Source organism: Streptomyces poonensis (assembly GCF_014650915.1).
Taxonomy (GTDB): Bacteria; Actinomycetota; Actinomycetes; order Streptomycetales; family Streptomycetaceae; genus Streptomyces; species Streptomyces poonensis.
Genome location: NZ_BMVW01000020.1, coordinates 14,524 through 27,571, shown reverse-complemented (window position 1 = coordinate 27,571; position 13,048 = coordinate 14,524). Strand labels below are relative to the sequence as shown.

Genomic DNA, 13,048 nt, shown 5'->3' with positions numbered 1-13,048 from the left:
AAGCCGGAAACCGGACCTTCCTCAGCGGTCGAGCGCGAAGATCCCGAAACCGAATCCCCGTGCCTTGACGGTACCGGCGCCGAGGGCCACGCCCGACGCCTCCAGGACCCCACCGTTCCCCTCGAACGGCCAGCTCGCCTCCTCCCGACGCGGATTGACCACCACGAGGTACCGCCCGCCCCGTACGTACACGAACGGCCAGCCCGCGTGCAGCACCTCCACCGAACCGCCGGAGCCCAGTTCGGGAGTGCTGTCCCGCAGGGCGATCAGCCGGCGCACCAGGTGGAGCAGAGAGGTGTCGTCGGCGCGTTGCGCGGCGACGGACGGGCGGTCCGGGGAGGGGTCGAGCGGCAGGTAGAAACGGTCGGCGGGGGCCGTGGAGAAGCCGGCGCCCGGGCCGTCGTCCCACTGCATGGGGGTGCGTGAACCCGCCCGGTTGTAGCGGGGGCCGAGGACGCTGCCCTCTTTGTCGGGCAGGTCCGGGACATAGCGCATGCCGATCTCGTCGCCGTAGTAGATCGCGGGGAGCGCGGGCCACGTCAGCTGGAACGCGAACGCGGCGGGGAGCTGCTCGGCGGTGCGGGCACCGCAGTTGAGCCGGGAGAAGTCGTGATTGGCGGTAGGCAGGGCGATGAACCCGGCGTCCCCGACGGCGGCGGTCGCCTGCCGCCACGCCTGGACGAAGAGGTGGGGCGAACCCTTGCCGCTCGCGTCGAAGAAGCAGTCCAGAGGGTCCCAGGCCTCGTTCACCGTGCCGTCGCCGTTGCTCCACAGCGAGCGCAGGGCGAGTCCGTCGGCGGGCCCGCCGAACTGGAGGAAGAAGTCCGCGTGGAAGCCGGCCGGGACCGACACCTCCGGCTCGCCCCACTCCGACAGCAGCACCGCGTCCGGGTGCGCGCCGTCCAGCCAGTACCGCAGCTCCGTCCACACGCGTGCGGTCTCCACCTTGCCGGGATCATCCTTGACCAGCGACGACGCCATGTCGACACGGAAGCCGGACACGCCGAGGCGCAGCCAGTGGTCCATGATCGTGCGCAGTGCCTCACGATTGGCGCGCGGCCCTTCGGCGTCGACCGGCTGCCGCCACGGCTCGGCCGGGTTGTCGCGCGCGTAGCCGAAGTTGAGGGCGGGCTGGGAGTCGAAGAAGTTCGGCAGGTACGCACCCGGGCGGGTGCCGGGGGAGGCGACGAAACCCTCCGGGCGGCCGCAACTCTCGGGCGCCCAGATGTAGCGGTGATCGTCGGGGTCGTCCATGGACGCGCGGAACCAGGGGTGCTCGTCGGAGGTGTGGCCGGCGACGAGGTCGAGCAGGACGCGGACGCCGCGCCGGGCCGCCTCGTCGACCAGGCGGGCGAGATCGTCGTTCGAGCCGTAGCGGGGCGCGATGTTCAGGTAGTCCGACACGTCGTAACCGGCGTCGCGGAACGGCGACGCGAAGCACGGGTTCAGCCAGACGGCGTCGACGCCCAGCCAGACCAGGTGGTCGAGGTGCTCGGTGATGCCGTTGAAGTCGCCGATGCCGTCGCCGTTCGAGTCGGCGAACGACTGCGGATAGATCTGGTAGAAGACGGCGTCGGCCAGCCATGCGGGGGCGGGACGGAACGTGGTCATGCTGCCGACGATAGGCCGACGTGCCCGGACGGCGCTGCCCCGCCGCGCGGGCCCGCCCGGCACCTCGCCGCTCCGCCGCTCCGCCGCGAAGGGCTGTCCTGCACCCCCGCTGCTCCTCCGCGCCCGCCGGCCGTAAGCTGAGCGGGATGTTCTCCCCTCAAGGACCCAGCCTCCGCGAACTCGCCGTCCAGGCGCTGTCGTCCGTCGAGCACGGCTACGACCTGCTCGCGCCGAAGTTCGACCACACGCCGTTCCGTACGCCCAATGCGATCCTGGAATCGGTGGAACGGGCACTGTCCGCCATGGGCCCGTTCGACCACGGGCTGGACCTGTGCTGCGGCACCGGCGCCGGGATGGAAGTACTGCGCGAGGTGTGCCGGGAGAGCGTGACCGGGGTGGACATCAGCGCGGGCATGCTGACGACGGGGAGGCAGCGGTCGGGCCTCGCGGCCGTCGGCCCGGGCCGGGGCGCAGGCATCCCCGCCGGGCCGCGGACTGCGGAACCGCGTGCTGCGGGGGCGCGTGCTGCGGGGTCGCGGGCAACTGGGTCGCGGGCAACTGGGTCGCGCGCTGCGGAGTCGCGTGCCGCCGGGCCGCGTGCCGCCGGGGCCCGCGTCGCCTGGGTGCGCGGCGACGCCCTCGCCCTGCCCTTCGGTCCCGTCTTCGATCTGGTCGTGAGCTTCGGCGCGTTCGGGCACTTCCTGCCGCGTGAACTGCCCGCGCTCTTCGCGCAGGCCCACTCCGTGCTGCGGCCGGGCGGGCGGTTCGCGTTCCCGCTGCCCGCGCCCGCCCCGCCCGGTTCCCTCCCGTACTGGGCCACGCTGGGCTTCGACACGGCGATGCGCGTGCGCAACGCCGTATGGCGCCCGCCGTTCGTCATGTACTACCGGCCGTTCCGGCTCGGGCTCGTACGGCCGGAGCTGGAACGGGCCGGTTTCGACGTGGATCTGTACGCGCTGCCCGAGTTCGGACGCGGCTCCGACGGCGGCCCGCGGTGCCGGCTGGTCGTGGCGACTCGCCCGGCAGGTGGCTGACGGTCCCACGGTCTTGCCGGGCTGACGGTCACAGGGCCTCGCCGGGGCTGAGGCCCCCTGGCCCCGCCGGGCTCACAGACAGCCGTACACGGCCTCCACGAGCGCCATCTTCCGCGGATCGTCGGCGATGTGCGGGCCCATGCGGTTCATGACGTACCCCACGGACACCCCGGCCTCGGGATCGGCGAGCCCGCAGGAGCCGCCGTAACCGTCGTGCCCGAAGGCTCTCGGATTGGAACCGTAACTGCCGTTCGGGCCGCTGAGCCACAACCCGAGACCGATCTCCGTCTCGTGCGCGAACCCGGCGCCGAGCACCAGGTCACGGCAGCTTCCCTGACCCTCGCGGACCCGTTCCGCGGCCTCGGGCGACAGCACCCGGCGCCCGCCCCACGCGCCGCGCAGCGCGAGGATCCCGTACAGCTCGGCCACCGCCCGGGCGGTGCCGTGGCCGTTGGCGGCGGGGACCTCGGCGGCCCGCCACCGCGGGGAGACCGCACCGGCGGCGCCCACCACCGGGTTGGCGAGGGCGGCGATCGCGACGGGTGCCGGCTCGGCGGACACCGCGGCCTGCGGGTCGCGCCGCACGGCCGGCGGCGCCACCAGCTCGGCCGCCCGGCCCCACTCCTTCTCCGGCAGCCCGATGGTGAAGTCGATGCCGAGCGGCCGGGTGACCTCCCGCTCCAGGAACGCGCCCGGCAGCATGCCGGTGATCCGCCGGACCACCTCACCGACCAGGAAGCCGAACGTGAGCGCGTGGTACCCGGACCGGGTCCCCGGCTCCCACCAGGGTTCCTGCGCGGCGAGGCGCCGGACCGTCAGCTCCCAGTCGCACAGCTGCTCCAGGGAGTGCGGTTCGCGCAGCCCGGCCAGCCCCGCCCGGTGCGACAGCAGATGCCGTACGAGGACGCCCTCCTTGCCCGCCGCCGCGAACTCGGGCCAGTAGGCGGCCACCGGCGCGTCCAGGTCGAGCAGACCCTGGTCGGCCAGGATGTGCGCGCACAGCGCGGTGGGCCCCTTGGACGTGGACCACACGTTGACGAGGGTGTCCCGCTCCCAGGGCCGGGTGCGCGCCGGGTCGGCCCAGCCGCCCCACAGGTCCACCACGGTCGTGCCGTCGAGCGTCACGGCCACCGCCGCGCCCAGCTCGTCGCGGTCGCGGAAGTTCTCCTCGAACGCGGTGCGCACCGCCTCGAAACGTGGGTCGCAGTGGCCGTGAACCTGGGACATGAGCCCTCCGTCGTCCGGTTGTCCGGTCGTTCGTCGCACAGGGTGCCCGGCGCGTGCCCGGGCACCCTGAACATACCGACTGGTCGGACAGTGAGGAAGGGCAGGGACGGAAGAGCAGGGACGGAAGAGCAGGCATGGAAGAGTCAGAAGTGCGACGGCAGCCAGGCCAGCCTGACCGCCTCCTGGTGCGGGCCGCCGCCCTCGTGGTCGTTGAAGTCGTAGACCTCGATCCGCTTGTCGTCGTGCGCCCAGGCGTTGAAGGCCCCGAAGACCGTCGACGGCGGGCACGTCATGTCCTCCAGCGCCGCGGAGAACAGGGCGGGCGCCCGTCCGCGAGCGGCGAAGTGCACGCCGTCGAAGTAGGCGAGCGTGCGCCCGACCTGCTCGGTGCGGCCGCGGTGGGTCTTCAGGTACTTGCCGATCTCGCGGTACGGATCGCGGTCCGTGAGCGTCGTGGAGCGCGGGAAGTCGCACAGGAAGGGAACGTCCGGGGCGACCGCGGCGAGGTCCGGCACCAGGCCGCCGACGGCGATGGCGATGCCCCCGCCCTGGCTGGCGCCGACGACCGCCGTCCGCGCGGCGTCGGTCAGCGGATGCGCGCGGGCCGCCTCCACGGCACGTACCGCGTCCGTGTACACGCGCCGGTAGTAGTACGTCTCCGGGTCCTCGATCCCGCGGGTCATGAAGCCGGGGTAGGCGGGCCCGCTGCCCACCGGGTCCGGGGTGTCGCCGCCCGCCCAGCCGCTGCCCTGCCCGCGGGTGTCCATGACGAAGTGCGCGAAGCCCGCCGAAGCCCACAGCAGATGCGTGTGCGGCAGACCCCGGCCGCCGCCGTACCCGATGTACTCGACGACCGTGGGCAGTGGCGCGGCGGCCCCCGCCGGCAGGACCAGCCAGCCCTTCACCGGGTGCCCGCCGTAACCGGCGAAGGTCACGTCGTACGCCTCGACCGTCTTCAGGTGCGTCTCGACGGGCGTGAAGACGGCGTCGAGCTCGTGCTCCCGGGCCTCCTGAAGCGTCTTCGTCCAGAAGGCGTCGAAGTCCGCGGGCTCTGTTGAAGCGCTTCGATAACCGCGAAGCTGGTCGAGGGGCAGATCGAACTGGGCCATGGGTGTACACCTTCGGAATCGGACCGGTGCGAGTGATCACACCGTACGGTGCCGGGGCGCGCGCCGCCAGAGAGTCAGGACCCCGCGCCCGGGCACACGGACGGTGCACGGGGGACACCGGGGAGGCGCTCGGGCGGTACGTGGGGAATGGTCGGACGCCGGCTCGGACCTCGCGTGGGAAATGACCGGGCGTCGGCTCGCCGGTAGATGGGGACAGGCCGGGCGTCGGCTCGCCGGTACATGAGGAAAGATCGGACGTCGGCTCGGCCGGTACATCCGGTACATCCGGTACATGGGGAAAGACGGGACGTCGGCTCGGCCGGTACATGGGGGACGCGCGGACGACTCCCGGACTGTGCACGGGCGATGAGCAGCGCTGTATGCCGGTCAACCGGTCAATCGGTCGACCGATCGGCCCGGGGGTGCCGGTCGCCCCGGAGGTGCCGGTCAGGCCCAGCGGCGGGCCCACTCGGGCCCGGTGCGCGCCCACTCCCGGTCCCATTCCTCCATACGGTGCCGGAGGGCGACCCGGCGCACCACGAGGTGCCCGGCGAGGACGGCGACGGCGGCGCCGCCCGCGGCGCAGGCCCCCATCGCCAGCGTGTGCTGCCACACCACGGCCCCGGTCGCCGGCGGGCCGACGCTCCGTCCCCGCCCGTCCAGCCAGACCTCGGCGAGATCACCGGCCCGTGTGCCCGCCGGCACCCGGGCCGGGCCGGTCACGGTGCCCGCAGCGGGCTCCGTCCAGCGCGCCTGTACCCGGAACACCGGCTGACTGCCGCCGTTCGCGGAGGGGACCGCGGCCGGGGCGTCGGTCAGTACCACCGCGCTCACCCGGCGTAGTGCGGCCCGTTCCGCGGTGACCCGGGCCTGTGCGTCCGTGTGTGCCCACCACCCCGCGACGAGCCCGGCGAGGGGCGTGCCGACGACCAGTAGCACCGTCACGACCAGAGTCGTCCACGCCTCCATCACGTCCGAGCGGCGGCGCAGCGGGTTGGGGCGCCAACGCCAGCCGCGCAACGGGCTCAGCATCAGCACCTCCACCTCCTCGGCGCCGCGTCCGTACGGTGGGTACGGCGGGGCCGACCCGCCCCCTGGCACGGGCAGTGCACGGCACTGCGCTGCACGGCGCGCCACTGCGCTGCACGGCGCGGCTGTCGCGACGGCCCTCCTCTGCCGCCGGAGTTCCCAGCCGGACCACCCCGAAACCCGGGCCCGGTCCGCCGGGTCGGCCGAGTTCTGCCCGATTCCGCCGAGCTCTGCCCGGTACCGGCAGGCTCTGCCCGGTTCGGCCCGACCGTGCCTGGTTCCACTCGGACCGCCCGGTACCGGCGGCTCAGCCCACCGTGGCGACGCTGGTGACAGGCGTGACCGTACGGCGTGGCCAGGGCTGCACCCTGCACGTCTTTCTCCGCTGTACCAGCCCCAAGACCGTCGCGCAGTCCTATTGTTGGCCGATGCACACACACGGTATTGATCGCCCGGCCGACCTCGACGTGGTTCGTGAGTCGTATGACCGGGTGGCCGACAACTACGTCCACATGGTGGTGACGACGGGAATCGGCGACATCCGTTGCCATCCATGGCTCAAGGCATCGATCGACGCCTTCGCCGACAGCGTGAGCGAACTCGGCCCTGTGCTCGACGTCGGCTGCGGACCCGGAACGGTGACCGCCTACCTCGCCGAGCGCGGACTCGACGTGTCCGGAGTGGATCTCTCTCCTCGCATGATCGAGAACGCACGCCGTCTTCATCCGCAATGCCGTTTCAGTGTCGCCTCCGCCACCGACCTCGATCTTGACGAAGCGTCCCTCGGCGGCGTGCTCGGGTGGTGGTCACTGTTCAACCTCCCCCGTGACGTCCTTCCTCAGGTGCTGGCCATGTTCGCGCGCGCGTTGAAGCCGGGCGGACACTTCATCACCGCGACCCACGTCGGCGACGGAGACCTGGCGCGCACCGAGGCCTACGGAGGAGTACCCGTTCGTTGGACGACACACAAATGGCGGCCGGAACAACTCGTGGAGCTGATCGAGCAGGCCGGCCTGCGCCCGGTCGCCGAACTCCGGCTCCCCGCGGATGAGGACACCGGGCCGGGTGTGGTCGTCATGGCCAAGCGACCCGGCTGAGGACCAAGCGCCGGAAGCGGCACAGGTACCCGTGCCGGGCAAGGTTCCTCCGGACGGCTGCGGCGCCGGTCGAAGGTGCTGCTCCGGCGGGCAGCAGCCGGCGCGGCGACCGCGAAACCGAGCCGCTGTACCGATGTTCTCCGAGGCCGGGTACGGGGGTGTGTGGCCGGATCAGCCGAACCGTTCGATACGGATGCGGTCCACGGGCTGACCCGCCTCCACCAGAAGCCGTGAGGCGTGCTCGGCGAAGGCGTTGGAGCCGCACACATAGGCCTCCCACCCACCGGGAGGCTGCTCGGCCAGGAGCGGCGCCACATGTGCGGCCGCCATACGTCCCACCGGCACACCCGCGGGCGCACGGCGTGTGAACACCGGCGTCGTCTCCGGCCCCAACTCCCGCGCGTAGATGAGGTCCTCGGGCCCCCGCGCGGACACCAGCAGCCGTACGGGCACGGACAGGCTCCGTGCCCGCCGGTGACGCACCATCGACATCAGCGGCACGACTCCGGAGCCGGCACCGATCAGCAGCGCGGGCCGGTCGCCCGGCCAGGCGAAGAACCCGCTGAGCGGGCCGCGCACCTCGATCCGGTCGCCGGGCCGGGCCACCGTGTGGAACCAGCCCGACACCTCGCCGTCCTCGACATGGTCCAGGGTCAGTTCGATGTGCCCGGTGTCGTCGGGCGGGGACGCGATCGAGTAGTGGCGCTGGGCCACATAACCGTCCTCGGCGGTCAGCCGCAGCATCAGGTGCTGGCCGGGAAGGTGCCCCGCCCAGGCGGGCACGGCGAACCGGAACGTCGAGACGCGCGGCGTCTCCCGGCGGATCTCGGTGAGCGTCGCGGTCTGCCACATCGAGGCGGCCTGCTCGCTCACGCCGATCCGCCCGGGCACGGCGAAACGCGTCGGGGGAGTGAAGGGCGCCGGAACGGTCCTGGGAGCGGTCGTCGGAACGGTCACGATCTCAGTCACCTGCGTACCGCTGCTCTTCCCAGGGGTTGCCGCGCGCGTGGTAGCCGTTCCGCTCCCAGAAGCCCGGCTCGTCGTGGTCGAGGATGTGCAGGCCGGCGATCCACTTGGTGCTCTTCCAGAAGTACAGGTGCGGCACCAGCAGCCGCGCGGGTCCCCCGTGCTCGGCGGGCAGCGGCTTCCCGTCGTACGCGAACGCGATCCAGGCCCGTCCGCCCCTGAGGTCGGCGAGCGGCAGGTTCGCGGTGTACCCGGTGTGTGCGTACGCCACCGCATGGGTCGCCGTCGCGTGGGGCCGCACCACATCCAGGAAGGCGTCCAGGGAGACACCTCCGAACCGTGTACCGAACTTCGACCAGCCCGTCACACAGTGGATGTCGCCCTCGTACGAGGAGGAGGGCAGCGCGTGCGCCGCGTCCCAGTCCCAGGTGTGCGGCTCGGCCACCAGTCCGTCGATCCGGAACGTCCAGTCGGCGGGCGCGAGGTCCGGCGTGACCTCGGCCGACAGGACGGGCCAGTCGTCCTTGGCGTCGTACTGGCCGGGCGGCAGTCCGGCGTCGGGGACGCGTGGGCGCCCGGTGAAGCCTCGGGTGACGTGCATGGCGGTGCGGTGCCTCCAGGCCGGCCGTGCGGAGGGTGCGCGGGCCGGGTGTGATCGTGTGTGCGACTCCTACCACCGTACGCGGCGGGGGACGGTGCTCCGTCCGTCCCCCGGCTGTTCCGCCGTTCCCGCACCTGGGATGATCATTGCGGCCTCGTGAACGCACCGGTGGTACGGGAATAGCCGGCGCGCGGTCTCTCTTTCCGCTGGTGCCGGCCACGGCCACGGTGTGACAAGCGAAGGAGAGGGAGGGACACAGCCCATGTCCAAGGCGTACGTCTTCACACGGTACGGAGGCCCGGAGGCCGAGGCGCTCGTCGAGATCGAGCGGCCTGCCCCCGGCCCCGGCCAACTGCTCGTCGCGGTGCGCGCGGCGGGCGTCAACCCCGTCGACTGGAAGCAGCGCACCGGGCACGCCCGCCCGGGCGAGAGCGCGCGCGAACTGCCCGCCGTGTTCGGCAACGAGGTCGCCGGGGTCGTCGAGGAGGTGGGCCCTGACGTCACCGGGTTCGCCGTCGGCGACGAGGTCTTCGGCAACCCGGTCGCCGGCGGATACGCCGAGTACGCCCTGCTGCCCGTCACGGTGACCGCGCACAAGCCCGCCGGAGTGTCCTTCACGGACGCCGCGGCCCTGCCCGTCGCGGCGGCCACGGCGTACGACGGCGTCCGTCAGCTGGATCTGCCGGCCGGCGCCACCCTCCTGGTCACGGGCGCGGGCGGCGGCGTCGGTGTGGCCGCCGCACAGATCGCCCGCGCCTTCGGTGTGCGGGTGATCGGTGTCGCGAGCGCGGGCAAGAAGGACCTCGTCGAGTCGCTCGGCGCGGTGCACGTGCCCTCCGGCCCCGACTTCGCGGCGGGTGTGCGGGCGGCCGCGCCGGAGGGCGTGGACGCGGTCTACGACCTGGTCGGCGGCGACGTCCTCAGGACGGCGGCCGGGCTGCTGTCCGACCGGACGAAGCTGATCACCGCGGGCGGCAAGGACATCGTGGCGGAACTCGGCGGCGCGCCGGTCGCCCGCGCGCGTACCGCCGCCGTGCTCGACGAGGTGGTGCGGCTCGTCGTCGACGGCGCACTGCGGTCGTACGTCACGGAAACGTTCCCGCTGGACCGGGCCGCCGAGGCGCTGCGCACGGTCGAGGAGGGCCACGCCACGGGCAAGATCGTGATCGAGGTCGCCGAGGCCGCCGTATGAGCCGTACCACGGTCGCGGACCGCGCGCACGGCGCCGGCCGCCCCCCGGCGCACGTCCTCGATCACCCCGCCCTCACCTCGCTGACCGGCCCCCATGCCCGCTTCGCGGAGCGGCACGGCCGGATCCTCCGCTACCCCGTCGACGTGACCCCGTGGGTGGCCCTGCCCGAGGAGCCGGACGCCGGTGACTGGGACGTGCTCGCCGCGCTGGCGGGTCCCGGAGCCGAGGTGCCGCTGCTCGGCTTCAACGGGGCGGTCCCGGACGACTGGGAGCTGAGCTGGTACGCCGAGGGCGTCCAGCTCGTCGACGAAGGCGTCGACGCCGCGCCCGACTCGGAGGCCGTCCTGCTGGGACCCGCCGACGTGCCCGAAATGCTCGACCTGGTGGAGCGCACCCGGCCCGGACCGTTCCTGCCCCGCACCGTCGAGCTCGGCACCTACCTCGGCATACGCCGGGGCGGTGTCCTCGTCGCGATGGCGGGCGAGCGGCTGCACCCGCCGGGGTGGACCGAGATCAGCGCGGTCTGCACCCACCCCGACGCCCGGGGCCAGGGCCTCGCCGGCCGGCTCGTCCGCGCCGTCGCCCACGGCATCCGGGAACGTGGTGAGACGCCCTTCCTGCACACCGGCGCGGACAACACCGGCGCCATCCGGCTGTACGAGACGCTGGGCTTCGTACTGCGGCGCAGAACCAGATTCATGACGGCCCGAGTGCCCGCCGAAGCGGCGCGGGGGGAAGTGGTGGGCGCCGGGTAGTGACGTGGACCCGGACGGGGGCGAGGTCGGCCGCGCAGGTCGAGGCGAGGCGGGCCGAGGTGAGGCGAGGAGCACTGGAACGGAGGCGGCCCGGGGGACGGGGGCGGATTGGTACCGGTCGTGCAGTAGGGTGGCCGGGCCAGTCGTCACGTCGTCAAGCCGTCATGTCACCGAGGAGGTGGGACCGATCACCGCAGTGTCAGGTCGGGTGCTCTCACCCCGGAGCGGCGCGGTGCGCCGCCGGTAGGCAACGCGAGAGCGCCCTTCGCCCACCGAAAGGCTCTCGGCACCATGCCACCCCTTCCGACGTCCGCTGTCGTCGCCGCCCTCCGATCCGCCGGCTGTGTCTTCGCCGAGGACGAGGCGGAGTTGATACTGTCCACCGCCCACACCCCGGACGAGGCCGCCGCCATGGTGGACCGCCGCGCGTCCGGCCTGCCCCTCGAACTCGTCCTGGGCTGGGCCGAGTTCAGCGGACTGCGCATCGCCGTCGCCCCAGGGGTCTTCGTGCCCCGGCGCCGTACCGAGTTCCTCGTCGAGCAGGCGCTGGCCGCCGTGCCCGGAGCGTCGGTCGTGGTCGACCTGTGCTGCGGCTCGGGCGCGGTCGGCGCGGCCCTGGCGGCCCGCCTGGACGGCGCCGAACTGCACGCCGCCGACGTCGACCCGGCGGCCGTGCACTGCGCCCGCCGCAACGTCGCCCCCTTCGGCGGTCACGTCCACCAGGGCGACCTCTTCGCGGCGCTGCCCGGCACCCTGCGCGGGCGCGTCGGCATCCTCGCGGCGAATGTCCCGTACGTCCCCACCGGCGAGATCGCCCTGCTGCCGGCGGAGGCCCGCGATCACGAGCCACCGATCGCCCTCGACGGAGGCGCCGACGGCCTCGACGTACTGCGACGGGTCGCGGTCGGGGCGGCGCGGTGGCTGGCACCAGGCGGCAGCCTGTTCGTCGAGACGAGCGCACGCCAGGCACCGCTCGCGGCGGAGGCGTTCAGCCGCGGCGGGCTGACCGCGCGGGTGGCGGTGTCGGAGGAGTGGCACGCGCACGTGATCATCGGCACCCGCTCCGCCTCGGCTTCCTAGGCGGTGTCGTCACGCGGCACGCCCACTCCAGCAGTGACGCGAGGGTGACGGCTGCCTGGTGGGACTCGGCGGACTTCTCGTAGCGGGTGGCGCTGCCGCGCCGCTGCTTGAGGTGGTTGAAGCGTCGTTCCACCACGTTGCGGCGCTTGTGGGCCTGCTGGTCGGCCATTGCCGGGACCGCGGCGAGGATCCTCCTCCAGGTACCGTCCACGGCCCGCCTGATCAGCCGTTCATCGGGCCGGGCCGAACCTGACGATCACGGGCTCGGACGCTCCCGCGGCGGCCTGAGGACGAAAGTCCATCTCGCCAGCGACAGTCAGGCACGGCCCCTGGCCCTCCACGTCACTGCGGGCCAGGCTGGTGTCGCACCGGCCTTCGAGGCCGCGATGGCAAGCGTGCGGGTTCCGCGAAGCGGACTCGGAAGACCGAGAACCGGACCGGAGGCCGTCCTGGCTGATCGCGCGGATTCGTCCCGTGCGATGTGCGGTCATCTCCGTCGGCGCGGAGTCCGTGCCGTCATCCCTCAGCCGTCCGGCCAGGTCGGTCACCGTCTGCGGCGAGGCCGCGCCGGCGGTCGCCCGCCCGCTTTTGATGCCGAGGCACAGGGGCAGCGCAATGCGGTCGAACGGTGCGTCGACCGGCTCGAACAGTGGCGCGGCCTGGCCATGTGAACCGACAAGCTCGCCATCGCCTACCAGGCCGCACGCCACCTCGCCGCCATTCTCATCTGGGTTCGGGGGCAGCCCGCGGTTTCAGCGATCGGCCACCCAGCGTGCGTCCGCGGGCCAAGATCCCGTGCTGACAATGTGCTCCACAATCCTGAAAGCCTCACCGATCGGCACGGTGTCTTCGTCCGGGTACGCGTCATGCTGCCCGTTGGAGAGAACGAATCCCTCGCTCCATCCATCGGCTCCCGGATCCACAGCATGCTCGCCGGGGTCACCCTCTCCATCGAGCAACATCACCATCGCGCGCGCGGTATTCGTCACGAACGCCAACGACCGTCCGGACGAACTGGTCAGCCACGTCTCGAGCTGCCCTCCACCGATCCTCGGACGAAGAATCTTCAGCACCACCTCGAACGACACCGGGACGGTGCTGCCACCATCGATCACCCAGGACTCGATCATGGGCACGACGATCTCATGGACTGTTCCGGGAGACAGCCCCCAGTGCTGTGACCGCGTAGGTTCGCCAGGCTGGGCATGGCCTCGCCCCAGGGCACGGGGCACTCGTGTAGTGGAATCCCTGTGACGGTGACGCGCAGGTGTCACCGAGAGTCAGGTGACACCTGTCGTCGGGAGAGGGTCAGCCTGCGCCGCTCTCGGTCGATGTCCGTGACGACGA

At 72.6% G+C, this 13,048-nt stretch carries 13 protein-coding genes and 1 pseudogene; 6 read left to right on the top strand and 8 right to left on the bottom strand.

The annotated features are described in order from the left end of the window. Window positions 1–21 precede the first annotated feature (21 nt). Entirely contained in the window at window positions 22–1,611 is a 1,590-nt protein-coding gene (locus IE242_RS33080; protein WP_189866011.1) for an alpha-amylase family glycosyl hydrolase, read from the bottom strand. A 146-nt stretch (window positions 1,612–1,757) separates the two neighbouring features. On the opposite strand from IE242_RS33080, the gene IE242_RS33075 reads away from it, so the two are divergent. Beyond that, window positions 1,758–2,645 carry a class I SAM-dependent methyltransferase gene (locus tag IE242_RS33075; protein WP_189866009.1) on the top strand — a complete coding sequence of 296 codons (888 nt, stop codon included), beginning with the start codon at window positions 1,758–1,760 and terminating at the stop codon, window positions 2,643–2,645. A 72-nt stretch (window positions 2,646–2,717) separates the two neighbouring features. Here IE242_RS33075 and IE242_RS33070 read toward each other — a convergent pair whose 3' ends face one another. The 3 genes from IE242_RS33070 to IE242_RS33060 all read right to left on the bottom strand — a co-directional run bounded on the left by IE242_RS33070 (window position 2,718) and on the right by IE242_RS33060 (window position 6,013). Beyond that, on the bottom strand, window positions 2,718–3,872 hold the full coding sequence (locus tag IE242_RS33070; protein ID WP_189866007.1) for a serine hydrolase domain-containing protein: 1,155 nt from the start codon (window positions 3,870–3,872) through the stop codon (window positions 2,718–2,720). Window positions 3,873–4,015: 143 nt separating this feature from the next. Beyond that, complete coding sequence (locus IE242_RS33065; protein ID WP_189866005.1) at window positions 4,016–4,981, bottom strand: acetylxylan esterase; 966 nt, start codon at window positions 4,979–4,981, stop codon at window positions 4,016–4,018. Between the two features lie 447 nt (window positions 4,982–5,428). Then, entirely contained in the window at window positions 5,429–6,013 is a 585-nt protein-coding gene (locus tag IE242_RS33060) for an Rv1733c family protein (protein WP_189866145.1), read from the bottom strand. Between the two features lie 425 nt (window positions 6,014–6,438). Between IE242_RS33060 and IE242_RS33055 the strand changes: the two genes are divergently transcribed. Then, entirely contained in the window at window positions 6,439–7,107 is a 669-nt protein-coding gene (locus IE242_RS33055; protein ID WP_189866003.1) for a class I SAM-dependent methyltransferase, read from the top strand. 171 nt (window positions 7,108–7,278) lie between these two features. Here IE242_RS33055 and IE242_RS33050 read toward each other — a convergent pair whose 3' ends face one another. Together IE242_RS33050 and IE242_RS33045 are read right to left on the bottom strand one after the other, a co-directional pair. Beyond that, window positions 7,279–7,998 (bottom strand): ferredoxin reductase, encoded by a 720-nt coding sequence (locus IE242_RS33050; protein ID WP_189866144.1) that lies wholly within the window; start codon window positions 7,996–7,998, stop codon window positions 7,279–7,281. 70 nt (window positions 7,999–8,068) lie between these two features. After that, a complete protein-coding gene (locus IE242_RS33045) occupies window positions 8,069–8,674 on the bottom strand; it encodes a sulfite oxidase-like oxidoreductase (protein ID WP_189866001.1) in 606 nt (201 codons plus the stop codon). Between the two features lie 262 nt (window positions 8,675–8,936). On the opposite strand from IE242_RS33045, the gene IE242_RS33040 reads away from it, so the two are divergent. From IE242_RS33040 to IE242_RS33030, 3 genes are all read left to right on the top strand, one after another. Beyond that, window positions 8,937–9,866, top strand: a complete 930-nt coding sequence (locus IE242_RS33040) for a quinone oxidoreductase family protein (RefSeq protein WP_189865999.1) — start codon at window positions 8,937–8,939, stop codon at window positions 9,864–9,866. Further along, window positions 9,863–10,621 (top strand): GNAT family N-acetyltransferase, encoded by a 759-nt coding sequence (locus IE242_RS33035; RefSeq protein WP_189865998.1) that lies wholly within the window; start codon window positions 9,863–9,865, stop codon window positions 10,619–10,621. The genes IE242_RS33040 and IE242_RS33035 overlap by 4 nt, the downstream gene beginning before the upstream one ends. A gap of 291 nt (window positions 10,622–10,912) precedes the next feature. Further along, window positions 10,913–11,701, top strand: coding sequence for a putative protein N(5)-glutamine methyltransferase (locus tag IE242_RS33030; RefSeq protein WP_189865996.1), 789 nt, complete (start codon window positions 10,913–10,915; stop codon window positions 11,699–11,701). On the opposite strand, the gene IE242_RS33025 is transcribed toward IE242_RS33030, so the two are convergent. After that, on the bottom strand, window positions 11,670–11,870 hold the full coding sequence (locus IE242_RS33025; RefSeq protein WP_189865994.1) for a transposase: 201 nt from the start codon (window positions 11,868–11,870) through the stop codon (window positions 11,670–11,672). The two genes, IE242_RS33030 and IE242_RS33025, sit on opposite strands and share 32 nt — an antisense overlap. Between IE242_RS33025 and IE242_RS33020 the strand changes: the two are divergent. Further along, window positions 11,800–12,450 (top strand): annotated as a pseudogene (locus tag IE242_RS33020) (transposase family protein); the annotation flags it as partial. The gene IE242_RS33025 and the pseudogene IE242_RS33020 sit on opposite strands and share 71 nt — an antisense overlap. A 3-nt stretch (window positions 12,451–12,453) precedes the next feature. Here IE242_RS33020 and IE242_RS33015 read toward each other — a convergent pair. Continuing rightward, entirely contained in the window at window positions 12,454–12,831 is a 378-nt protein-coding gene (locus IE242_RS33015) for a hypothetical protein (RefSeq protein WP_189865992.1), read from the bottom strand. Between the last annotated feature and the right edge of the window lie 217 nt (window positions 12,832–13,048).